Origin of the sequence: Cellulomonas uda (genome assembly GCF_006538705.1) — a bacterium.
Taxonomy (GTDB): Bacteria; Actinomycetota; Actinomycetes; order Actinomycetales; family Cellulomonadaceae; genus Cellulomonas; species Cellulomonas uda.
Map to the genome: position 1 here is coordinate 1 of NZ_BJLP01000058.1, position 22,262 is coordinate 22,262.

Annotated in this window: 25 protein-coding genes; 12 read left to right on the forward strand and 13 right to left on the reverse strand. The window is 71.4% G+C overall.

Going from position 1 to position 22,262, the window contains the following annotated elements; translation table 11 throughout:
• Window positions 1–62 precede the first annotated feature (62 nt).
• From CUD01_RS14205 to CUD01_RS14215, 4 genes are all read right to left on the reverse strand, one after another.
• Complete coding sequence (locus CUD01_RS14205; protein WP_141322064.1) at window positions 63–596, reverse strand: hypothetical protein; 534 nt, start codon at window positions 594–596, stop codon at window positions 63–65.
• A gap of 30 nt (window positions 597–626) precedes the next feature.
• Window positions 627–776 carry a hypothetical protein gene (locus CUD01_RS16645; RefSeq protein ID WP_166772179.1) on the reverse strand — a complete coding sequence of 50 codons (150 nt, stop codon included), beginning with the start codon at window positions 774–776 and terminating at the stop codon, window positions 627–629.
• A 19-nt stretch (window positions 777–795) separates the two neighbouring features.
• Window positions 796–1,512, reverse strand: coding sequence for a hypothetical protein (locus tag CUD01_RS14210; protein ID WP_141322067.1), 717 nt, complete (start codon window positions 1,510–1,512; stop codon window positions 796–798).
• A 70-nt stretch (window positions 1,513–1,582) separates the two neighbouring features.
• Window positions 1,583–2,770: a competence protein CoiA family protein gene (locus CUD01_RS14215; RefSeq protein ID WP_141322070.1), complete on the reverse strand. Its 1,188-nt coding sequence runs from the start codon at window positions 2,768–2,770 to the stop codon at window positions 1,583–1,585.
• Window positions 2,771–3,051: 281 nt separating this feature from the next.
• Between CUD01_RS14215 and CUD01_RS17415 the strand changes: the two genes are divergently transcribed.
• The 4 genes from CUD01_RS17415 to CUD01_RS14230 all read left to right on the forward strand — a co-directional run bounded on the left by CUD01_RS17415 (window position 3,052) and on the right by CUD01_RS14230 (window position 4,251).
• Entirely contained in the window at window positions 3,052–3,348 is a 297-nt protein-coding gene (locus tag CUD01_RS17415) for a tyrosine-type recombinase/integrase (RefSeq protein ID WP_141322072.1), read from the forward strand.
• A gap of 95 nt (window positions 3,349–3,443) precedes the next feature.
• The gene (locus CUD01_RS16650; RefSeq protein WP_166772180.1) at window positions 3,444–3,593 is read left to right on the forward strand and encodes an antitoxin VbhA family protein; all 150 of its coding nucleotides are present in this window, start codon (window positions 3,444–3,446) and stop codon (window positions 3,591–3,593) included.
• Window positions 3,590–3,904, forward strand: a complete 315-nt coding sequence (locus tag CUD01_RS14225; protein WP_141322073.1) for a hypothetical protein — start codon at window positions 3,590–3,592, stop codon at window positions 3,902–3,904. The genes CUD01_RS16650 and CUD01_RS14225 overlap by 4 nt, the downstream gene beginning before the upstream one ends.
• Window positions 3,901–4,251 (forward strand): hypothetical protein, encoded by a 351-nt coding sequence (locus CUD01_RS14230; RefSeq protein ID WP_141322075.1) that lies wholly within the window; start codon window positions 3,901–3,903, stop codon window positions 4,249–4,251. Before CUD01_RS14225 ends, CUD01_RS14230 begins: the two co-directional genes overlap by 4 nt.
• Here CUD01_RS14230 and CUD01_RS14235 read toward each other — a convergent pair.
• Entirely contained in the window at window positions 4,242–4,643 is a 402-nt protein-coding gene (locus CUD01_RS14235) for a very short patch repair endonuclease (RefSeq protein ID WP_141322099.1), read from the reverse strand. The genes CUD01_RS14230 and CUD01_RS14235 overlap by 10 nt on opposite strands.
• Before the next feature lie 131 nt (window positions 4,644–4,774).
• Between CUD01_RS14235 and CUD01_RS14240 the strand changes: the two genes are divergently transcribed.
• Window positions 4,775–5,974: an HNH endonuclease gene (locus CUD01_RS14240; protein ID WP_141322076.1), complete on the forward strand. Its 1,200-nt coding sequence runs from the start codon at window positions 4,775–4,777 to the stop codon at window positions 5,972–5,974.
• Here the strand turns inward: CUD01_RS14240 and CUD01_RS14245 are convergent.
• Together CUD01_RS14245 and CUD01_RS14250 are read right to left on the reverse strand one after the other, a co-directional pair.
• Window positions 5,971–6,942, reverse strand: coding sequence for a DNA cytosine methyltransferase (locus tag CUD01_RS14245; RefSeq protein WP_141322078.1), 972 nt, complete (start codon window positions 6,940–6,942; stop codon window positions 5,971–5,973). The genes CUD01_RS14240 and CUD01_RS14245 overlap by 4 nt on opposite strands.
• A gap of 581 nt (window positions 6,943–7,523) precedes the next feature.
• A complete protein-coding gene (locus CUD01_RS14250) occupies window positions 7,524–7,814 on the reverse strand; it encodes a hypothetical protein (protein ID WP_166772181.1) in 291 nt (96 codons plus the stop codon).
• A gap of 707 nt (window positions 7,815–8,521) precedes the next feature.
• Between CUD01_RS14250 and CUD01_RS17420 the strand changes: the two genes are divergently transcribed.
• A complete protein-coding gene (locus CUD01_RS17420; protein WP_341765987.1) occupies window positions 8,522–8,893 on the forward strand; it encodes a type II toxin-antitoxin system death-on-curing family toxin in 372 nt (123 codons plus the stop codon).
• A gap of 144 nt (window positions 8,894–9,037) precedes the next feature.
• Here CUD01_RS17420 and CUD01_RS14260 read toward each other — a convergent pair whose 3' ends face one another.
• From CUD01_RS14260 to CUD01_RS14275, 4 genes are all read right to left on the reverse strand, one after another.
• A complete protein-coding gene (locus CUD01_RS14260; RefSeq protein ID WP_141322083.1) occupies window positions 9,038–12,088 on the reverse strand; it encodes a glycoside hydrolase family 2 TIM barrel-domain containing protein in 3,051 nt (1,016 codons plus the stop codon).
• 224 nt (window positions 12,089–12,312) lie between these two features.
• On the reverse strand, window positions 12,313–12,786 hold the full coding sequence (locus tag CUD01_RS14265; protein ID WP_141322085.1) for a PASTA domain-containing protein: 474 nt from the start codon (window positions 12,784–12,786) through the stop codon (window positions 12,313–12,315).
• A 72-nt stretch (window positions 12,787–12,858) separates the two neighbouring features.
• On the reverse strand, window positions 12,859–13,554 hold the full coding sequence (locus CUD01_RS14270; RefSeq protein WP_141322087.1) for a hypothetical protein: 696 nt from the start codon (window positions 13,552–13,554) through the stop codon (window positions 12,859–12,861).
• On the reverse strand, window positions 13,551–14,129 hold the full coding sequence (locus CUD01_RS14275) for a hypothetical protein (RefSeq protein ID WP_141322089.1): 579 nt from the start codon (window positions 14,127–14,129) through the stop codon (window positions 13,551–13,553). Before CUD01_RS14275 ends, CUD01_RS14270 begins: the two co-directional genes overlap by 4 nt.
• A 137-nt stretch (window positions 14,130–14,266) precedes the next feature.
• Here CUD01_RS14275 and CUD01_RS14280 point away from each other — a divergent pair, with 137 nt between their 5' ends.
• A complete protein-coding gene (locus CUD01_RS14280; protein ID WP_244937791.1) occupies window positions 14,267–14,881 on the forward strand; it encodes a class I SAM-dependent methyltransferase in 615 nt (204 codons plus the stop codon).
• A 43-nt stretch (window positions 14,882–14,924) separates the two neighbouring features.
• On the opposite strand, the gene CUD01_RS14285 is transcribed toward CUD01_RS14280, so the two are convergent.
• Complete coding sequence (locus CUD01_RS14285; RefSeq protein ID WP_141322090.1) at window positions 14,925–17,057, reverse strand: MMPL family transporter; 2,133 nt, start codon at window positions 17,055–17,057, stop codon at window positions 14,925–14,927.
• A gap of 168 nt (window positions 17,058–17,225) precedes the next feature.
• Here CUD01_RS14285 and CUD01_RS14290 point away from each other — a divergent pair, with 168 nt between their 5' ends.
• The 5 genes from CUD01_RS14290 (at window position 17,226) to CUD01_RS14310 (ending at window position 21,982) form a co-directional block, all read left to right on the forward strand.
• Window positions 17,226–18,365 (forward strand): sensor histidine kinase, encoded by a 1,140-nt coding sequence (locus CUD01_RS14290; RefSeq protein WP_218023863.1) that lies wholly within the window; start codon window positions 17,226–17,228, stop codon window positions 18,363–18,365.
• A complete protein-coding gene (locus CUD01_RS14295; RefSeq protein WP_141322092.1) occupies window positions 18,362–19,057 on the forward strand; it encodes a response regulator in 696 nt (231 codons plus the stop codon). Before CUD01_RS14290 ends, CUD01_RS14295 begins: the two co-directional genes overlap by 4 nt.
• A 144-nt stretch (window positions 19,058–19,201) precedes the next feature.
• Window positions 19,202–20,638: a glycosyltransferase family 39 protein gene (locus CUD01_RS14300; RefSeq protein WP_166772182.1), complete on the forward strand. Its 1,437-nt coding sequence runs from the start codon at window positions 19,202–19,204 to the stop codon at window positions 20,636–20,638.
• 73 nt (window positions 20,639–20,711) lie between these two features.
• The gene (locus tag CUD01_RS14305; protein WP_141322095.1) at window positions 20,712–21,545 is read left to right on the forward strand and encodes an aldo/keto reductase; all 834 of its coding nucleotides are present in this window, start codon (window positions 20,712–20,714) and stop codon (window positions 21,543–21,545) included.
• Window positions 21,546–21,718: 173 nt separating this feature from the next.
• A complete protein-coding gene (locus CUD01_RS14310; RefSeq protein ID WP_141322096.1) occupies window positions 21,719–21,982 on the forward strand; it encodes a GlsB/YeaQ/YmgE family stress response membrane protein in 264 nt (87 codons plus the stop codon).
• Window positions 21,983–22,081: 99 nt separating this feature from the next.
• Here CUD01_RS14310 and CUD01_RS14315 read toward each other — a convergent pair.
• Window positions 22,082–22,262: cellulose binding domain-containing protein (locus CUD01_RS14315; protein ID WP_141322098.1), on the reverse strand; the 181-nt coding region annotated here is incomplete at its 5' end.

The following is a 22,262-nucleotide window of genomic DNA, read 5'->3' on the forward strand; positions in this document are numbered from 1 at the left end:
TCCGTCCCGCCAAGCGCTCGAAGACAGCCGCCGGCGACCGTGGCTCGAAAGGGGCGGGCCGTCTAGGTATCTCCCTGCCGCCACGGAATGGATCCGGCGAGCGCGAACCACGGCTGCCAGCCGTCAATCAGCCGAACGAGTTCCGCGATGTCTGCGTGCAACTCGTCCAAGGTTGTGGTGGCGCTGGCACGTTTCGGGGTGCGATCGAGTCGGTGACCGTAGAAGTGGCCGTCTTTCGACTGCCACAGGTTGTGCACGAGCACGTTGCGGCGTTCGAGCGCAGCATCGACGTCGTCAAGATAACCGGCGAGTCTGGCCCAGTCCGGCCCGAGCTTGGCCGCCTGCCTGCGGAGCTCCGGGATGAAGCGGCCGGGAGCATCCTTCGCATGTGCCGTCTGCGGTGCATGGCGTACTGCCTGCAAGAGCGCTCGGAGGCGGTCTTCCAGAAGGGCGCTGAGCGTCACGACCCGACCCACGGCGCCGTAGAAGCCGTCCGGGATCGGGCCAAGCATCCGGTCCGGCACGCCCCACGGGTCGACGTCCTGCGCCGCTTCGGCGTGGTGCGCGGCGATGAGCGGGAACGAGATCGCCAGCACGGGGTCGTCGCTCGCCTCGACTCCGGGCCCTTAGCCCGCGCCGACGATGGGCAGGATCGCGGCGATCGACGACTGCGCGCGGTCCGGCACCGTGATAGTCAGGGGCGCGTCATCCGGCCAACCGACGAGTTCGGCGCGAAGCGCGCTGACCGTGACAGGCGTCGTCTGGTCGTCGTTCATGAGGGGTAGGTCGTGCCGGTCACGGCTGGGTCGCGCGCTGGAAGATGCGAACGAGCGCCACGGTTGCCTGGATCGTCGCGAACGCGTCAACGTCCCCGATGCCCCCGTGCACCACCTTGTTCGCTAGATCCCACGTCGTCTTGGCGACGGCGCGCAGCTCAGCGTGCTGCCTTCCAGCGAACAGGTAGTCCGACGCGTACCCCAACTTCGCCTTCGCATCCGATCCCTTCGGCTCCTCGGCGCCGACCGGCAGCATCGTGGCGTCGAACGCGAGGTTCGCCAGGTCGATCAGCAGCTCGCGACAACGACGCCCGACGTCCTGGAAGTCGTCCAGCGTGGACGACTTCGCGAACCTGTCCTTCGCCTCCCGCAACCGCGTCTCAAGCAGCGGCCAGTCCAAGTGTTCGGGTCCGCCGTCCTCGACAGCGATGCCAAGCATCAGCTCGCGAAGCCTGGCCCGGATCGGTGCGGCGAGTTCAGCGATGTACTCCCTGCGGGAGGCGTACGTACCCATGCCGTTCGCGGAGTAGTAGGCGTACCAGCGGGAAGGCTCTTCCCACGGGAACGGGTCCGACAGTCCAACCTTGCGCAGAGCGATCTCGAGATCGTCCCGTCGCTCGCGGTACTCCCACTTCACCGAGTCCATCCGGGAGCCACCCGTCGCAACCGCGACGAGGAGCTCCGCCTGGCGCTCAAGAAGGTCGCTGGCGGCGCGGGCGTCGTTGGCGGTCGTCACCCGAGGACCGTACCGAACCCGTCCCGCGCTCGGGAGCTGCGGTCCGCATGGGCATCGGGACTCACGTCAATCAACTCTGACGCAGGTCTGGAGGTGGCGTCGTCGGCGCGAGAACGACGACCTCGAGGCCTCGTCGCGTTGCCTTCACGATGCGGTCGCGCTCCGCGTTCGATGCAGCAAAGACCACGAGGTTCGCAAGCCTGCCTGCCACCTCGTCGACGCGGCTCGCGACGGGGCAGACCACTCCGATCACCTGTTGGCCGAAGTACACCGGAACGCCCATCGCCCAACGCGGCGCACGTTCGCCGTCTGCGATGACGACCTGCTTGCCACGTTCGCGGAGCATCCACTCCATGACCGGCCGCCGCAGATCCTCTTGCCGCTTCAGAAGCGCGCGGATCCGCTGCTCGTGGTCCGCGCGTAGCTCGTCCTGTCTGCGGAGCCACTCGTCGCGTTGGCGCTCCGCCTCAGTGAGTTCCTCTGAGAGGTGCACGTACGCGGGTGCCGTCCAGACCCAAGGTCCGATCTGCTCCCACGGCTCGACCTCGACGTGGTGCGGGCGCACGCGCCCGGTTAGGACGAAGCCAACGAATGCGCTGAGCGTGACGGGGTCCGGCGTCGACCACTTTCTGTGGCCGTCGCAGGGACCGCCTCGTTCGCTCAAGATGGCGCCTTCGCACCGGTGTCGGGGCTGGCACCAGCCCGCAGTCAGGCGAGCGTGTCCGTGGACGACTTGTAGGGCGGCGTCCCCGCGTGCGACGCGAACGCTCGGTGCGCTACCGAGCCACGGCGCTCGCTTGTCGGTGACCCAACAGACCCCGACGCCAGATCGGCGCAGGTTCTCGGTGCGTTCGGCTGTCTCGTCGGCTGTCTGTGGCGACAGCTGCGCCTCCCATGCCGCTCGCCGCGACGTTGTCGGGTCGGTTGCCAGGACGTCGGCGCGCCAGCCGTCGCCCGCCACCTCGAGGCGAGCCTCCCACCCCGCGTCGCGGATGGCGTTGGCGAGCTCAACCTTCAGTAGCCGGTGCGCGAGGGACTCACCGCTCAGCGGGCACTCGCTGCCAAGGGCATCGTGCGCGAAGTAGCGAAGCCGCCTCGGGGCTGGTGAGACCTTCGCGTGGAGGCCCGCGCCACAGGCCGGACAGGTTAGTTCGGGGCGCGGACGAACTCGGTGGATGATCTCCCAGGTGACACCAGGTGCGAGTTCTTCGAGGGTCGCGTCGATGGCGACACCCTCGAGAATGGCGCTCAGCGGCATGTGGGTTGCATCGGCTGCCGCGTCCCGCTTCGTGAGCGAGCGGTGGGCCGTGGCTTCCGCGGCCCACCGCTGCGGTCAGCCCTTGCCGAGAGTGGAACCGGCCTTGGACTTCGCGCCCTTGCTCGAGCCGTTCGACGCGAGCGTCGACCCGGCCTTCGACATTGCGGCCTTCGACGGCTTCCCCATGATCATCACCCCCTTCCGGCTGGGGTCCGATGTCTTCGAAGGTAGCCAGAGGGTCTGACACGCAAGTCCTCAACTGTCGCCCGCAACTCGCGTAGATGCCCTTTTTCGTCCGTATCGCGTGGTCGGACCTTCGCGCGCTTCGCGGTCGGGCACTCTCCGGTGAGGCCGTTCAGGAGGTGCTTCGCGCACGTGCCGCTCAGGCGGGCATCGACGACTTGGACCTGCCCGGTCACTCCCTGCGCGCCGGGCACGCCACCACCGCCGCTGAGGCCGGCGTCCCGGCGGACCGTCTTGCTCGGACGACCCGGCATGCACGGCTCGAGACGCTCGCGCGGTATGTGCGTCCGAGCGAGGCGCTCCGCGACACGAGTAGTGCGGCGTTGGGCCTGTGAGCGCCGCCGACGACCGTCAGCGACAGGCGGCGTTTGGCCGGTGGAGAAGGGACCAGAACCGGCTGTGGCGGGAGCGCGTCGCAACGGAGGCGCAGGTGTCCGCTGCGCTGGCCGGCCACCAGCCCGACCCGTGGCTGGACGACCTCACCGAACGGTGGGTCGCCGGCGACCTCACGCTCGAGCAGATGTGCGCGCCCGTCGAAGCCCGGTACGTGTCCCCCCACCCTGACCAGGAGGAACAGTGACCAGTACCAACATTGCCGACGCCGAGCTCGCAGCGGCCGTCGCTTCGTCGCTTTGCGCGTCCGGTATTGGCGCGCTGCCGGACGTCGATGACGACGGGACGGTTTGGCTCGCCCTGGGCCTCGACGAGCACACCGTCGCCTGGCTCGACGTCGCCGACCTTTCCTACGCGGTGCTCGTCAGGCGGGACGGAACGAAGCGGCTCATCCCGGACGGCCCGCTGGCCGGTCTCGAGCGATGCTCGGACCCTCGTTGTGTCAGCTCGCACGTGCTGAGCTTCGTGCTCTCGATCCGGTGCGGAGCGCACCGATGAGCGAGGTTTCCGTGTCTCCTGACGACGACTACCCGGCGCGGCCCGCGCCCGCGGACTGCCCGTACGGCCTGCGCGCGATCAGGATCTCCGAGCACGCATCGGAGGAGACGCTGCGGTTCGAAGCGATCCTCGTCGCGCACGGGCAGGACCTCGCGGTGGTGACCAACGACGGCCGTGGCGGGTGCCACCTGATCCGGGCAGGCGGCGGCGCGACCCGTGCAGACCTGCACGACTTCGAGCAGTACGCCGAGCAGTGGGGCGCCGACCAGACCCCGCCCGTGCGATTCGAGCCGGCAGACGCACTCGTCGACGAACTGCTCTGGCGGAGCCTGACCGTCTACGAGTGAGCGCGGGCAGTGCGCGCCGGTAACGCAGCCTCGACCGCCGCGCGGATAGCGATGGCACAGGATGCGGCGTCGTCGTGTTCCCAGAAGCGCAGGACGGTCCACCCGGCATCGCGAAGTGCACGCGTCGTCTCAGCGTCGCGAGCTCGGTTGCGTTCGATCTTCGGCCCCCAATAGTCAGAATGGGTGGCTGGAGCCTTGAAGTGCGCCGGGCATCCGTGCCAGTAGCAGCCGTCGACGAACACGGCGACGCGCGCGCGAGGGAAGACCATGTCGGCCGTCCGTCTCAGAGTCGGGATCGGACGGGCAGCGACGAAGTAGCGCAGCCCGAGCGCGTGGGCGGCGTGGCGGACGGCGAGTTCCGGGGTCGTATCTCGTGAGCGGTTCCCGAGCATCGAGCGGCGCGCCCCAGGGCTGCTCGCCCAAGAGGACTCAGACACCACCAGAAGAGCGTACGGCGCGCTATGCGTCGGCTCCCGCGGCGCGGCTGGCGCGCGGACGTCGTCGTCTCGCTAGGGTCCCGATCATGACCACGGTCGACGACGGCGACACACTCTCGATCCACAAGCGTCCAAGCGGCGGTCGAGGAGAGTACGAGCTCGTTGGTCGTCAAGGCCCTCGCGTGGCGTCGGAGTTTGAAGGGGTGTCGTTCCAGCTGGAGACGCCCTGGGGTGTGAAGCCGTCCAACCTGCGTGTGGACAAGCAGGGAGGGAAGCTGCGGCTTCGGCTGGAGGAGAGCCGCCGAGACGGTCACCTCGCGCCGCAGGTGGCGTCGCTGCTGCTGATGCCGCCGCCGACACGGGAGGAGGACCGGATCTCGCGCGCCTTGCCGATCGTCATTGACCAGCGGTACATCCTCGACATCGACATTGCGGTCGTGGAGCAGGTTGGCAACACCGCCGTTATCCGCCCAACCTCGCTGGTGACCAGGTCCGGTGACATTGACGACGACCGGCTCAGCGAGCGCATCGCCTTCGCAACACGTGCCGCGCAGGTCCGCCAACTTCACGACGCGGCAGGAAGCCTCCCCGACGGTCTCGCGAGCTTGATGCGGCAACACGCGGAGCTGGTCGACGGCCCAGCCGAGATCGGCGCAGCTCTGCGGACGGTCGTCGACAACATCATCAGTGCGCTCGACTGGTACGACGCGTACTACCTCCCGGGAACCGATCCGTTGCCCGCACTGCGCGTCCTGGCCGGCGTGAGCGGACTCGACGAGATCGCGGTCCCGACTCCGCCGGAGACACCGGAGGACGCCCCCGACGTCCGACTGCGAGCCGAGCACATCTATCGGCTACAGCGTGCCCGTGGGGCAGCAGCCTCGGCGTTCCGGCTCAAGGTCCAGACCGCGTACGACTACCGATGTGTGTTCTGTGGGCTGCGCGCGCCCCGGCAGCCGGGGCGGATGAACAGCGGAGTAGACGCGGCTCACATCTTGCCGTGGGGTGCGTATGACCTCGACGTCGTGCCGAACGGCCTGATGCTGTGCAAGCAACACCACTGGGCGTTCGACAACCGCGTGCTCCGCCTCGATCTTGGCGGCGGGGTGTACCGAATCTCGATGATCGAAGATGCGCGGGCACTACTCGCGGCCGACGCACGGACTGTCGAGTTGCTCGACGCGGTGTGCGGTGAGGTTCCCAGCGCACGTCTGCCGCACAAACTTGCGGACCGGCCAGCGAAGAAGTTCCTCGACGAGTACAACGAACTCGTGGTCCACGCCTAAGCGACAGCCTCGCTATCTGTCGCGGGGAGGCTGAGCACGGAGGCCATGAGGCGTTCTCCGAGCCACTCGATGACGTTGACCGTTACCGCATTGCCGCAGGCGTGGTACCTGGCCGAGTCGAGCTTGTCGGGGTCGTCCGCGTACTTCGGCAGGTAGGTCCAGCCGTCGGGGAATCCCTGCAGGCGCTCCGCTTCGAGCGGGGTGAGCCTGCGGACGCGGCCGTCCGGGTACGAGACGTAGTTGCGCGACCAGTCGGTGCCGGTGTGGCGGGCCGACTCGGCGTACAGGCAGTGCGCTAGCTTCTTGACGAAGCCCCGCTTAGGATCTCCAACGCTGATCGCAAAGGGGGAAACAGATTTCTCCCCATTCGGTCGGCTCTTCTCAGAATCCCGGTCGCCGCATTCGGGCTCAAAAAGTACCGCTGCGGCGGCGTCCGGACCTCCAAGAGATCCGACAATGAAGACTCGCGTTCGGCTCTGGGGGACGCCGAAGTGTCGACTGTCAAGAACTCGCCACGCCACGCCATACCCGAGGTCGGCCAGCGTCCGAACGACGAGTCCGAAATCTCTTCCTTCGTTGGAAGAGAGGAGACCTGCAACGTTCTCGAGGACGACAACCTGGGGGCGACGCGCTGCAAGGAGGCGAGCAAACTCAAAGAAGAGGCCCGACTGCGATCCGTGAAGTCCACTGCGTGGCCCCATTCGTGCTAGTGAGATGTCCTGGCAGGGGAACCCTCCGGCCCAGATATCGGCGTCGGGGATGTCCATTGGTTCAACGCTGCGGATGTCCGTGGCTTTCGGCACATCCGGCCAATGGTGAGCAAGCACGTCCTGACAGAACGGCTTGATCTCGCACTGCCAGACGGTCTCCATGCCAGCGCGTTCGAAGCCCAGATCGAAGCCACCGATCCCGGCGAAGAATGAAGCGACCCGGGGTCGCGTCACCCCTTCGGGCAGCAGGTCTGTCATCGGTGGTCCCTCCATCTGGCGTCGCGCATGTAGCCGCAACTGTCTCGACCATAGCCAAGCGGGAGCCTCGATCTGGGGAGGGTCCATGGTGCGTTAGTCACGTGTCGCGACCCTAGACAAGGGGTCTGACAGCCGAGCAGCACGAGCGAGTTCCGGAGTCTAGCTGCCGCGTCTCGCCAGGGCGGACGGGCTGTGGACGACCCGTCGCCATCGAAGGTCACCAGGCGGGCCGCTCGACGCCCGCGCCGACTTGCCGCGCCCAGCACGCTGGCGTGCGGACAGCTCGACGTCCCTGACATGTCACTGATGTGCGGCATGTTGTTGCATGGGGTTGCCCCACCGTCGGATGTGGCGTATCTGCAGGTCCGGGCGACATTCGATGGTCTTGAGTGGTCCCTAGTGTTGCTAGAGCCTTTACTCCGCGGGTTGTGGGTTCGATCCCCACGGGGCCCACCTGACCTTGGGTGTACCTGTCCTTCATCGTCGAGCCAGGCTCAGAGTCGCTCACCGCGTCAGTGACGAGCGAGCGGAGGAACGTGTGCGAATGACAGCCAGGACGTCCTCGTCCCCTGCGTCCACCGCTACGGCACCTGCGAAGGCACCGGGTCGTGCTGCACAACCTCGGTCGAGCTACCACGAGCGAACACGAACCAGTACACGGACGCCGCCACGGCCAAGACAGCCACGATCGTCGCGAAACCCAACCAGTGGCTGCCACGCACCTGGGGGCTCTTGATCAGCAACGCGACGCACACAGCGACCGCGAGCAGCGAGATGAGCGCGCCAGCCGGCGGCAGCAGCACCAACAGCACCGCACCGATGACAGCAGTGCCGACAGCGCCCCTCACCGCGCGCCTGTCCTGCGAATCCAAGCCCGCTGGACGCTCCACGGTCTCCCCGCCACACCTTCCGGCGGACCAAGCTCCGCAATCGCCGCATCCACATCCTCAAGCGTCGAGTCGGAACCCAGACGCTGCTCGAAATGCGCTCGCACCGCAGCCAGGACCTCAGCCTCCTCAGGGCTGCCGTGCAGGATGCGGCTCAGATCCGCCAGGTAGTGCCGACCCGCTCGTTCACATCCGGTCGTCCTGCTCGCTGCACTGGTGAAGTCCCCCTCAAGAGCACGGTCGACCTCGCGAACGAACTCCCGCCAGGTCAACGTGAGAGCCAGCAACGCGGACTGATGCGCCCCGGGTTTCATGGCGACTCTCTGTCATCTGGTCCCAGCTCGGGCGAGGCTGGCGTGGTCAGCGTAGGGCTGGCCGTCTCGTGGCGACCAGTGGTTGGTCTCGAACTCGGCTGGTGGGACCTCCACGTTCGCCGTGCGGGCGCCGGTGGTTGAACCAGTCCATGTACTCAGCGGTGGCGATTCGACGTCCCGGATCGACTTCCAGCCGCCGTTCGAGCGCATCGTGGGGATGCGGATGCACTCGGCCTCGAACAGCGAGTCGAACGCCACGGCCATCGCCAGACACGTCCTCACCGGCCCGCTGGCGTGCCCACGGGACCATGTCCAAGGGGTGAGTGCCTGCCCCATGCCGGACGGCCCGACCCGCGTCGCGTGTGGCCACACGACGCGGTGTGGTTGCAGCACGGCCCGCTCTCACGGCGGGTGCGGGGGCTCTACATCCGAGACGCTGGTGCGCTGGACTCAGCGCTCGCGCGTCCGGCCTCCGTCGTGTGGGGAGACGAGGCGTACGAGGGTATCCACATGAAGGGCGCCGCACTCCTCGACGGCATCAATCGGTCACGTCCGCTCCTGGACGGCAACAGGCGGCTGTCGTGGACGATGGTCGACGCGTTCTACAGCCTGAACGACTTGAGGCTGACCGTCGAGCCGGACCAGGGTGACGAGTTTGTTCGCGCCGTCGGCGGCGAGAACATCGACCTCGAGAAGATCGCGACGTGGCTGGAGGCGCACAGCAGCCCTTCCTCGGAAGCGACGGGATAGCGGAGGCTTCGGCTCTCGCGAGCCGTCTCCACGACGAGACGACCACGCGGACCGGAGCTGCAGACGGGAGATTGGCGAGGGCGAGACTCGCGCTGGGGGCGTCCGTGAACGAGGGAGCGACCGTCGTCCAGTCGACCCCGTCGATCACGCGTGGCGCAAGCGCAGGGTGAGCGTGCGGGCCTGCGGCCGCAGCAGGTGGTCGGGCCACGCGTCGGGACCACAGGCCCGCGAGCCGAGCCCGTTCTGGGCGGCGTCGAGGTAGAGGTACGTGCGGCCGGTCTCGGGCAGCTCGTGCGGGTGACGCGCCGCGTCGAGCTGCTGCGCGGTGTGCCGGGTGAGCGTGAAGCCGGGCCTGCGGCCGCTCGTGTCGGCCGCGGCGTCCACCTGCAGCCACGCGGCTCCGCCACGCGTGAGCGTGAGTGTGCGCAGGTCGCTGCGGTGTCCGCTCTCCTGGGGTCTGGAGTAGCGCTCGGTGAGCTCGTCGATCGGCGCCGCGAACCGGCCGACCCGGGCGGCGTGGCGGCTGTCCGGGTAGGACTCGCGCGGCCCGGTGCCGAACCAGGACGCGCCGTCGACGTCGCCCGGCAGGTCCAGGCGCAGGCCGATCCGGGGCCAGACCATGTCCCAGCCCCGGCTGGGCTCGATCTCGGCGCGCAGCCACAGTTCGTCGTCCACCAGGTGCCATCGCTCGTCGGTGACGACCGTGGCTGCCTGGTCCGCGGCGGACCAGCGGCGCCGGAGGTGCACCGTCTCGCGCGTGGTGCGGACGAGCTCGACCCGGGCGGTGAGGCGGTCGAGGCCCGCCGCGCGCCAGATCTGGTCGTAGGGGGGCGCGGGCACGCCGTTGCCGTTGTTCTCCCAGGGGTCGGCCAGGTCGTACGAGCCGCCGCCCTGGCCGCGGTCGTTGTCGGTCGGGCCCCGCCACAGCTCGAGCCGCGGCCCGGACACCGGCTGGCCCGCGAGGCGCACCAGGCGACCGTGCGCGAACTCGGCGGGCCCGAGGGTGAGGAGCTCGGCGGGTTCGGCCGCCACCTGCGCGGGAATCGCGAGCCGTGGCGCGGTGAGGCCCGCACGCCGGGGGGTGAGGGCGTGCTGCGTGAACACGATGCCGTGCCCCGCGGGCGCCCAGGGTGTCGCCTCGCGCAGCTCGGCCTCGACGGTCAGCCAGACCTCGCCGGTGGTCGGCACGTCGAGCTCGGGGAGCGGGACGGTCGCGGTCGCACCGGCGGCGACGACGACGGCGTCGAGAACCCCGCTCGCGGTCGGGGTGCCGTCGGCCTCGACCCGCCAGCGCAGGACCAGGTCGCTCGTGTCGGCGCTGTGCCGGCGGTTAGTCACCGTCAGCGCCAGGCCGCTCGCGTCGTCGGAACGGCCGGTCACGGCCAGACGCACGGGCGCCACCACCTGCTTGTACTCGAACAGGCCCGGCGTCGGGGTCGAGTCGGGCAGGACCATGCCGTCCATCACGAAGTTGCCGTCGTGCACGACCTCGCCGAAGTCCCCGCCGTAGCCGAAGAACTCCGTGCCGTCGGTGTCGCGCGTGCGCACGCCGTGGTCCCGCCACTCCCAGACGAACCCGCCGTGCAGCCGCGGGTGCCGCCAGACGAGGTCCTCGTACTGGTCGATGCCCCCGGGACCGTTGCCCATCGCGTGCACGTACTCGCACAGCAGGAACGGCTTGGTGCGCTGGCGCGCCGACTCCGCGGCGGTGCACCCGAGCAGCAGCGAGCGCGAGCCGTCGGTGCCGATCGCGGCGGTCTCCGGCACCGAGGAGTACATGCGCGAGTAGACGTCGGTGTACGCACCGGTGTGGTCGCCCTCGTAGTGCACCGGGCGCTCGGGGTCGCGGTCGTGCACCCAGGAGGCCATCGCGGCCAGGTTCTGGCCCGTGCCGGACTCGTTGCCGAGCGACCAGATCACCACCGACGGGTGGTTCTTGTCCCGCTCGACGGTGCGTTCGATCCGGTCGAGGTACGCGTCTCGCCACGCCGGGTCGTCGCTCGGGTTGCCCGCCCAGCCGACGCGCTCGAAGCCGTGCGTCTCGAGGTCGCACTCGAGGATCACCCAGAAGCCGAGCTCGTCGGCGAGGTCGAGCAGTCGCGGGTGGGGCGGGGCGTGGCTGGTGCGGATCGCATTCACGTTGAACCGCTTCATCAGCGCGAGGTCCTCGCGCGCCCACTCCTCGTCGAAGACGCGTCCGCGGTCGGGGTGGGTCTCGTGCCGGTTGACCCCGTGGAACACGACCCGCTCGCCGTTCACGAGGAACCGGTCGCCGTCGATGCGCACGGTGCGGAAACCGAGACGCAACGAGAGGGTCTCGGCGGCGCTCGACACGGTCGCGGCGTACAGCCGGGGGACCTCGGCCGACCACGGTTCGACGGTGTCCACGCGCACCGGCGCGACGTCCGCGGGCGACGACCACTCGACGTCGACCCCGAGCTCGGGGACCCGCAGGGTGATCGGGTACGACCCATCGCCGGCGGTCAGGTCCGCCGTCACGAGACCCGAGCCGTCCGGCTCGACACCCGCGCGCAGCCACACGTCCTCGATGCCGCCGACCGGGCGTGCCTGCAGCGTGACGTCACGGAAGATCCCGGGCAGCCACCACTGGTCCTGGTCCTCGAGGTAGCTCGCGGCGGACCACTGGTGCACGCGCACGACGAGGACGTTGGTGCCCGGCCGCACGACGGCCGTCACGTCGAGCTCCTGGGCGAGACGGCTGCCGGACCCGACGCCGACCTCGGTGCCGTTGACCCACACCTTGTACCGGGACTCGACGCCCTCGAAGCGCAGCACCACCGCCTCGGCGTCGGACCACTCGCCCGGGACCTCGAAGCTGCGGCGGTAGTCACCAGTCGGGTTCTCGTCGGGCACGTGCGGCGGGTCGAGCGGGAACGGGTACTGCACGTTCGTGTAGATCGGCGCGCCGTGCGGCCCGCCCGCGGGCAGCACCCAGTGCGACGGCACGGGGATGGTGTCCCAGGCGCTGTCGTCGAACGCCTCGAGGGCGACGTCCTCGACGCCCTCGTCCGGAGGGAGGACGCCGTGCGCACCCGGCTGACCCGGTGCGCCGGGCAGCAGCCGGAAGCGCCAGTCGCCGTTCAGGGAGAGGGTCGGGGCGTCGGTGTGCAGCCAGGAGCGAGCGGGGCGCCGCGCGCCGGTGCCCGGTCCGCGATCGGTGAGATACCCGGTCATGCCGTGACCGATCCTTCCGTGGGGCCGCCGCGCCATGCGCGCTGCGGCACTGACCTGCGCGATCGCGAGCGGGCTTGACGAGCCCGGCGCGCCACTTCCCGACGATCCTCGTCGATCAGTCCCGGTCCCGCGAGGGGCTGACCGGACTGATCGCGTCATGAGAGACCGGTGCGCTGTGAGTCGCCGATCTCGTCAGTGCGCCGCGGGGGACGGCGCCAGCTGGGTCAGGGGCAGGTCTCGTCGAGCTTGACCGACGAGAGGGTCACGACCGTCTCCACCGGCACCACGCTGCCTGGCCCCGGGTCCTGCGCGCAGACCGTCCAGTTGGAGTCGTTGATCTGCATCCGGCCCAGGCCGGAGGCGTCCTCCTGGTCCATGAACCAGGAGCCGAGTGCCTGCAGGGTGTCCTGAGCGAGCTGCAGGTTGACACCGACGAGGGGCGGCATCGTGAACGTCTCCGCTGCGGGCTCTTCGGGAGCGTCGGCCGTGGGGTCGGCGGCGGGGTCGTTGATCGGCTCTGTGGTCGCTTCGGGGGTCGACGGGTCGTCTGCGGGCTCCTTCGAGGGTGCCACCGGCGCCGGCTCGACGGTGACGTAGACGGTCTCGGCGGGAGCGGGCTCGCCCGCGCAGGCGCTGACGAACGACATGGCAGCCGCGAACGCGGCGATGGTCAGGGCGCGGGACGGGGCGATTCTCATGTCCCCGCATCGGGACCGCGTGCGAGGCGCTTGACGTGGTCCGGCGTCGCCGCAGTCGGCGCCGGAATCCGCTCAGGCCCGGGTACCGGGCGCTGTCGTGAGTGTCCAGGGACCATCGTCCTGGGACCTGAGCACGGTCCGGCGGTGGAGGTGCGCGTCAGCCCCGGCCGGGACCGTGACGGGTGACGGCCGTGCGGCGGACGCGGTGCTGACACAGGCTGCGCGGGTGAGGGGGGTTCGACGTGAACGCGTGCGGGTCACGACGAGCACGACGGCGGCGCAGGCCACGACCGTCACCACGTCGCCCGGGTCGGGCTGGATGACGACCGGGACGGGGGAGTCGGTGCCGGTGAGGAGGGCGTCGGCCGGGTAGCGGAGCCAGCCGACGACGGTCGCGTACAGGTCGCGCGCGGGGTCCGAGAGCTTGACCGCGGCGAACGTGGACGCCGTGACGACCGCGGCGACCCAGGCCGACCGGGCCGTCGGCGGACGTCGCAGCAGGACGTCGCGCGCGGCGAGCAGGAGGAACGGGAAGAACGCCATCCCCGCGAGGTCCGAGAGCTTGCCCGTCACGAACCCGGGCGCGGCAGCCTTCAGGACGTGGTCGTTGAGCAGCAGCACGACGAGGCCCGCAAGGGCGACGGGGTGCAGGACGAGCTCGCCCCGCACGCGGTCGTCGGACCGCGCGGTGTTCGTCATGTGCCCGGTGCTCACGGCGTGCCCGGTGCTCACGGCGTGCCCGGTGCTCACGGCGTGCCCGGTGCTCACGGCGCGCCCGGTGCTGAGGCGGGCTCGTCGAGCGGGACGGTGCTGACATCCCCGCTCAGGTCGCCGAGGTGCAGCGTGACGGGCGGGGCGATGTCGACCGGAAGCGCGAACGTGAGGTTCGCGCGTGCGGGGACCGCGCGCCCGCCCTCGTACTCCTGCGCCTTCCACTCCTGGGAGTCGACCTGTACCGGTTCCCAGACGCGACCACGACCGTCGCTGACGGTGAGGGTGCGCAGCGCGCGCTCGGGCGCCGCCCCGATGCGCTCGCCCTCGAAGCTGAGCTCGACCGAGACCGTGACGTCACGGTCGTCGGCCGCGATGCAGCCGGGTGCGTAGACGCTCACGTGCGCGGGGACGGTGCGGCCGTCGACGTCGAACGACCACGAGCCTGCGGTCCAGCCCTTCCCGCCCTCGTGCTCCTGCGGCCCGTAGAACGCGCTGACCTCGCCGTCTGCCGGCGGGTCGGGGCAGCGCTCGGGTCCGGGCGTGGTCGCGAGGGTCGCCCCGGCACCGACGACGAGCGCCGCGACGACCGCGGACGCACGCCACCGCACCCCTGCCCGGTCCGCCGCCATGCCTGCACCGTAGGAGTCGTCGCGGCCGGTCGACGGCGATCGATGGCACTGTTGCTGTTCCGTCACCGTGTCGATGCACGTTCGACGTGCCGACCGGGACGAACCGGGCACGATACGTGCTGTCGTGGAGGTCGGACGTGGGAGATGGCGTGGACGCGCGCGAGTACTGGGACGGGCAGGCGGCGACGTACGACCGGGCGACCGCGTGGGTCGAGCCGCGCCTGCTCGCTCCCGCGCGGGAGTGGGTCGCGCAGCGCGTGCGCGGGCGGACGCTGGACGTCGCGGTCGGCACGGGCGCGAACCTTCCGTACCTGCGCGGACGGTCCGACGAGCTCGTCGTGACCGACCGGAGCGCGCCCATGCTGGCCCTTGCCCGGGACCGTGCGGCGGCCGAGCGGGTGGCGGTCACGGCGGTGCAGGCCGACGCGGCGCACCTGCCGTGGCCGGACGCGTCCTTCGACTCGGTGGTGTGCACGTTCGCGCTGTGCTGCGTGCCCGACGAGGTCGCGGTGCTGGCCGAGCTGCGCCGTGTGGTCCGGCCCGAGGGGCGGGTGCTCGTGGCGGACCACGTGGAGTCGTCGGCGTGGCTGGGGCGTATGGCGCAGCGCGGGCTGGACGTGGTCGGGCGGCGGCACGGTGAGCACCATCGTCGCCGACCGCTGCTCCGGCTCGCGGAGGCCGGGCTCGAGCCGGTCGAGCACGAGAGCAGCCGGTACCGGCTGGTGGAACGGGTGGCTGCGCGCGCCGTGTGAGCGGCCCGCCCGGCGGGCGTGCCTCGGGCGAGCCGCAGGCGTGTCACGCAGGTTCGGTGACGTCGACGTGCGGGAGCAGGCGGTCGAGCCAGCCCGGGAGCCACCAGTTCGCGTCGCCCAGGAGCTTCATGGTCGCGGGGACCAGGACGAGTCGGACCAGGGTCGCGTCGAGCAGGATCGCGGTGGCGAGCCCGACGCCGAACATCTTGGTCGCGGCGTCCTCGCCCAGCACGAACGCGAGGAAGACGCAGACCATGATCGCGGCGGCCGACGTGATGACGCGCCCGGTGCGGGCGGTCCCGCGGACCACGGCCTCGTCGTTCGAGCCCGTGCCCGCGTACGCGTCGCGCACGCGGGACAGCAGGAACACCTCGTAGTCCATGGACAGCCCGAACAGCAGCGCGAACATGAACATCGGGATGAACGACACGATCGGCACGGTCGACTCGAGCCCGATCAGGTCGGCGGCCCAGCCCCACTGGAACACCATGACCATGACGCCGTACGCGGCGCCGATGCTCAGCAGGTTCAGCAGCACGGCCTTGAGCGGCACGAGCACCGAGCGGAACACGAGCATGAGCAGCACGAACGACATCGCGAGGACCGCGCCGACGAGCAGGGGGAGCCGGTCGTTCACGCGTTGTCCGACGTCGGCGAAGCTCGCGGTCTGACCGCCGACGTGCGCCGCGGCGGGGGTCCCGGCCAGTGCGGCGGGGAACACCTGCGTCCGGAGCCGGTCGATCGTGCGGGCCGTGGCGACGTCCTGCGGGCCGGTGGTGGCGTGCGTGACGATCGTCGCGAGCCCGCCGCGCAGCACGGGCGGCTCGACCGCGGAGACGCCCGGGTCGGCGGCGACGGCCTGTGCCACCGCGTCGGCGGCCTGCGTGTCACCGGCGAGGTCGACGACGACGACGAGCGGGCCGTTGCGGCCGGGCCCGAACCCCTCGGCGACCAGGTCGTACGCCTGGCGCTCGGTGCGGCTGGGCGGCAGGGCGCCGTCGTCGGGGATGCCGACGCGGAGTGCGACGACGGGCGCCGCGAGCGCGAGCAGGACCACGGTCACGCCGACCCCGTACGCGGCGGGGTGCCGGGTGACGTGCCGGGTCCAACGCTCCCACCGCGGGCTCGTGGTCTCGAGCCGGTGGCGACCCACGACGCGTCGGCCCGCGACCGCGAGCAGCGCGGGCAGCAGGGTCACGGACGCGACGACCATGACGAGCACGACGAGGGAGATCGCGATGCCCCCGGCGGTCATGAACGGCACGCCCGCGACCGCGAGGCCCAGGATCGACACGACGACGATCCCGCCCGCGAACACCACGGGCCGCCCGGCCCCGGCGAGCGACCGCGCGACCGACTCGTCGACCGCCATGCCTTCCGCGAGGTGCTCACGGTGGCGCGTCACGACGAACAGCGCGTAGTCGATCCCGACGCCGAGCCCCACCATGGCGCCCAGCACGGGCGCGAAGCTCGGCACGGTCGTCACGCCGGCCAGCAGCGTCATCCCGCCGATCCCGACGCCCAGGCCGAGCACCGCCATGCCGACGGGCAGCGTCGCCGCGACGAACGAGCCGAACGCGAGCAGCAGCACGACGAGCGCGGCGACGATCCCGACGAGCTCGCCCACGTTGCTGTCCGCGCTCGAGTAGGCGAAGAACAGGTCGCCGCCCATCTCGACGCGCAGCGCGGGGTCGTGCGGCACCGCCTCGAGGGCCGTCAGGTCGGCGGCGGAGAGCTGGTCGAGCCCCGGGTACTGGACCCGGAGCTGCGCGACGCGTCCGTCGCGTGACAGGGCGCCGGCGGCCGCGGGGTCCTGCGCCCCGGCGAGGGCTCCCGTCGGGTCGGTGGTGCCCAGGACGTGGGGCAGTGCGCGCACGTCCGCCTGGAGCCGGGCCAGGGCCGCGCGCGCGGCCTCGTCGTCGTGGAACGTCCCGTCGCCCGCGGGGGTGACGACCACCTGCGCGGTGATGCCGGCCTGCCCGCCGCCGGACGCGGCGACGAGCTCGTTGGCGCGCTGGGAGTCGAGCCCGGGCGCGGTGAACCCGTCCTCGAGCTTCGCTCCCGACGCGGCGGCCGCACCGGCGACCACGACCGTGAGCGCGAGCCACGTGCCGATCACCGCCCAGCGGCGCCGGGTGGCGAACCAACCGATCCGGTACAGGATCTGGGCGAGCATCGGTTTCTCCTCGGGACGACGGGCGGCAGCTTCGGACCCGTCGATCGTCGTGACGGACCCCGGTGCGCCACATCGGCCGCGTGGTCCGTGCCCGGTGGCCGGACGTGCTGCCCGGGCCTGACCTTTCGGCCGATCCGGCCCGCGTCCCGCGTCCCTACGCTGGGCGCCGTGATCCTCGACGCCGCGCGACGACTGTGGGCGCTGCCGCCCGCCCCCGACCCGCCCGTGCGCGTGTGGCGTGACTGGGCGCTCGTCGTGCTGGTCACGGTGACCGCGGTCCTGGAGGTGACGCTCCGTACGGACGTCGCGTGGCCGTTCGCGGCTCTGCCGATGACGGTCCTGCTGGCCGGCACGCTGCTGTGGCGCCGCACCCACCCGTTGGCGGCCGTGCTCGTCGCGTTCGGCGCCGTGCTGGTCGTCGAGGTCGCGGTGCGCGTCTCGGGGACGACGAGGTCGGTCGGCCTGGGGTCGATGGGGTTCGTCCTGGTGCTCGGCTACGCGCTGTACCGGTGGGGCTCCGGTCGGCAGATCGTGCTCGGGTCGGCGGTGTTCGGCACGGCGTTCGTGTCGAGCATCACCCGTGACCCGACGTCGGTGACGGAGACGGTCGCGGGACTGTTCGTCGTCTCGCTGCCCGCCGCCGCGGGGCTCGTCGTGCGCCTGGGCTTCACGGCGCGCACGCGTGCGCTGCAGGACGCGCGCGTGCGCGAACGCGAGCAGCTCGCGCGCGAGCTGCACGACACCGTCGCGCACCACGTGTCCGCGATCGTGGTGCGTGCGCAGGCGGGCCGCGTCGTCGCGGCGACGGACCCGTCCGCGGCGCGTGAGGCGCTCGCCGTGATCGAGCGCGAGGGTGCGCGCACGCTCGCCGAGATGCGCACGCTCGTCGGTGCGTTGCGCGGGGCCGACGAGGCCGCGCTCGCCCCGGTGCGCGACGTCACGGACGTGCCCTCGCTCGCCGCGACCGACTCGCGCGTGGTCGTCGAGCAGTCGGGCCGCCTCGAGGACCTGGGCCCCGCGGTGGGCGGTGCCGTGTACCGGATCGCGCAGGAGTCCGTGACCAACGCGGTGCGGCACGCACGCGCGGCCACCAGCATCGTCGTCCGTGTCACGGGCGACGGCGACGCGGTCCGGTGCACGGTGACCGACGACGGTGAGACGGTGGGGACCGTGCGCGGCACGGGGTACGGGATCGTCGGGATGGCCGAGCGTGCGGCGCTGCTGGGCGGCACGCTCGTCGCGGGGCCCGTGGAGCCCCACGGCTGGGTCGTCTCGGCCGTCCTGCCGCGTCGGGGGGTGGGCGCATGACCTCCGACGACGCGCGTCGTGGCGAGCGTGCGCCCGGCGAGGACGTGCGCGTGCTCGTCGCCGACGACCAGGAGATCGTGCGCACCGGGCTGCGGATGATCCTCGACGCCCAGCCGGGCATCCGGGTGGTCGCCGAGGCCGCCGACGGTCGCGCGGCCGTCCGGTTGGCCCGTGAGCTGCGCCCCGACGTGTGCCTGCTCGACATCCGGATGCCGGGGACCGACGGCCTGGCCGCGACGCGCCTGCTCGCCGGACCCGACGTCACGGACCCGCTCGCCGTCGTCGTCATCACCACGTTCGACCTCGACGAGTACGTGCACGGTGCGCTGCGCGCGGGTGCGCGCGGGTTCCTGCTCAAGGACGCCGGCCCCGATCTGCTCGCGCAGGCCGTCCGCGCGGCCGCCGACGGCGAGGCGCTCATCTCCCCGGCCGTGACCGTCCGCCTGCTCGCGGACTTCGCGCAGACCCGCCCCGCCGCACGCCGCGACCCGCTCGAGCCGCTCACCGCGCGCGAGGAGCAGGTCCTGCTCGCCGTCGCGCGCGGCCTGACCAACGTCGAGATCGCGACGGAGCTGCACGTCTCCCTGAGCACCGTGAAGACCCACCTGACGGGCCTGACGGCCAAGCTCGGCGCCCGCAACCGCGTCCAGATCGCGATGTGGGCCTACGAGACGGGCCGCTTCCGCCCCTGAGCCCGGCGCGGGAGCCCCGCACGCTACGTTTCCTCGCAGGGTGCTCGACGAGACGCCGAACGGGGGCCGTGGATGGCATGGCTGGACGCTCCGCGAACGACGAGCGGCGGCGGGGGCGCAGCTGCCCGCAGTGCGCCGCCGGCGGTGGCGTGGGGTCCCGTGCTCGCGGTGGTCGGTGCGCTCGTCGTCGTGCTGCTCGTCTTCGCGGGGCGGTACGGGGCGCACCGGGACGAGCTGTACTTCGTCGCCGCGGGGCACCGGCTCGCGTGGGGCTACCCGGACCAGCCTCCGCTCACGCCGCTGCTCGCGCGCCTGGCCGACGAGGCCGCGCCCGGCAGCGTGTGGGCGCTGCACGTGGTGCCTGCGCTCGTCGTCGGGGCGCTCGTGCTGGTCGCGGCGCTGACGGCCCGCGAGCTGGGCGGGGCGCGCGTCGAGCAGACGGTGACGGCGGTGCTGGTCGCGACCGGTGTCGTGACGCTGGTCTCCGGGCACATGCTGTCGACGACGACGACGGACACGCTGTTCTGGGCGCTCGTCGTCTGGCTCACGCTCGCGACGTCGCGGCGCGACGACCCGCGCGGGTGGCTCGTCGTCGGCCTGGTGGCGGGGGCGGGGCTCGAGAACAAGCACCTGGTGGCGTTCCTGCTCCTCGCGCTCGCGGTCGCAGTGGTGGCGACGCGCGAGACCCGCCACCACGCGCGCTCGCCGTGGGCGTGGGCGGGCGCCGGGATCGCGCTCGTGCTGTGGCTGCCGAACCTGCTGTGGCAGGCGCAGCACGGCTGGCCGCAGCTCGAGCTCGCGGCGGACATCCGCGACGAGTACCTGACCCTCGGGGGACGGCTGGAGTTCGTCGGGCTCTCGCTCGTGCTGCTCAACCCCGTGGTGACGGTGGTCTGGGTGATCGGGCTCGTGCGCCTGCTGCGGGAGCGCGCGTGGCGGTGGGCGCGGCCCGCCGCGTGGGCGTACGTGCTGCTCGTCGTCGTCTTCCTCCTGACGGGCGGCAAGGCGTACTACCTCGCGGGCCTGTACCCGGCGCTCGTCGCCGCGGGCGTGTGCGCGCTCGCGGCCACACGGCCGGCCCGACGCACCGCGCGGCTGGGCGCGATCGCGGCGGCCGCGAGCCTTGTCGCGCTGCCCGCGGCGCTTCCCGTGCTGCCGGTGGGCACGTTCGCGGGCTCGCCGTGGGCGGCGCTGGGGGAGGACCAGGTCGAGATGATCGGCTGGGACGTGTTCACCGCGCGCGTCGCCGAGGTCGTCGACGAGCACGACGCCGGGCTGGTGCTGACCGCCAGCTACGGCGACGCGGGTGCGCTCGAGCACGCGCGCGTGCTGCCGTCCGACGTTCGGGTGGCCAGCGGCCACAACGGGTTCGCCGCCTGGGGCCCGCCGCCCGACGACGAGCGCACGGTCGTCCTGACGGGCTACCCGCGGGCGCCTTCGTGGATGCGCGGCTGCACCCGCGTGGCCCCGGTCGCCACGGGTGTCGACAACGAGGCGTCGCAGGCTCCGCTCTTCGTGTGCGACGGGCCGACGAGGCCATGGGACCAGGTCTGGCCGCAGGTCACCCACCTGTCCGCGTGAGCGCGGGCGCTCGTCGGGAATCCGGGCTGGATCCGGGTGAGACTGGGCGCACCGCATCAGCACAGGAGGAACGATGACGTCCGTCCCCACCATCGCCCTGAACAACGGCGTGAGCATCCCCCAGCTCGGCTACGGGACGTTCCAGATCCCGCCCGACGAGACCAAGGACGCGGTCCTGACCGCGCTCGAGGTCGGGTACCGGCACATCGACACCGCGCAGGGCTACGCCAACGAGAAGGGCGTGGGTGACGCGCTCGCGGCCAGCGGCCTCGCGCGCGACGAGGTGTTCGTGACGAGCAAGCTCAACAACTCCTACCTCACGCACGACGACGCGCTCGCGTCGTTCGACCGCACGCTCGAGGCGCTCGGCTCGGACCACGTCGACCTGTTCCTCATCCACTGGCCGCTGCCGACCGTGAGCGACTACGTCGCGCGGTGGCGCGCGCTGGAGGAGATCTACGCGTCGGGCCGCGCGCGGGCGATCGGGGTGTCGAACTTCCAGGTCAACCACCTCAACCGGCTGCTCGCCGAGGCGACGGTCGTGCCCGCGGTCAACCAGATCGAGGTGCACCCGTACCTGACGAACGAGGCCGTGCGCGCCGCGGACACCCAGCACGGCATCGCGACCGAGGCGTGGTCGCCCATCGCGAAGGGCGAGGTGCTCGAGGACCCGGTGGTGCAGCGCATCGCGGCCGAGACGGGACGCACGCCCGCGCAGGTGGTGCTGCGCTGGCACGTGCAGCGCGGCGACATCGTGTTCCCCAAGTCGGTCACGCGCTCGCGGATCGAGGAGAACCTGGCGATCTTCGACTTCGAGCTCGCGGCCGCGGACGTGGCCGCGCTGACCGCGCTCGACCGCGGCCACCGCACGGGCCCCGACCCCGACACATTCGCCTACGTGGGCTGACGCGTCCGCGCCTCGCCCCGGGCGGGCGGGGCGTCCCGGAGGCAGTGGCGACGACGTGCGTGGCGGGGTCCCTCGCGCGGGTGGTGGCGCGCTCTCGACGCGCGGACCGAGGCCGGGGCCCCTAGATTCCGGAGAACCGGACCCGAGAAGTCCGCGTTCATCTGGAGGTTGGCATGACCATTTCGGGGATCATCTCCGCGATCATCATCGGCCTGATCATCGGCGCGCTCGGACGGCTGTTCGCTCGGGGCAAGCAGAACATCCCCATCTGGCTGACGATCGTGGTCGGCATCGTCGCGGCGCTGCTCGGCTCGCTGCTCGCCGAGCTGCTCGGGGTCAAGGACACCGACGGCATCGACTGGATCGAGCTGATCATCCAGATCGTGCTCGCGGTGATCGGCGTCTCGCTGGTCGCCAACATGCGCGGCCGACGATGAGCAGACTGCTCTGACATGAACCTGCTCTGACATGAACGACGGGAGAGCCCCGGGGACCAGATGGTCCCCGGGGCTCTCCCGCGTCGCCCTGCTAGGTGGTCAGCTGCACTTGGCGCCGTTGAGCGAGAAGCTCACCGGGTTGGTGTTGGTGCCGGAGTGCGAGCCGTTGAAGCCGATGTCGGCCGTCTGGCCGGGGGCCAGCGAGCCGTTCCATGCGGCGTTCTTGGCGGTCACGGTCGAGCCGGACTGGCTCCAGTCGGCGCTCCAGCCCTGCTGGACC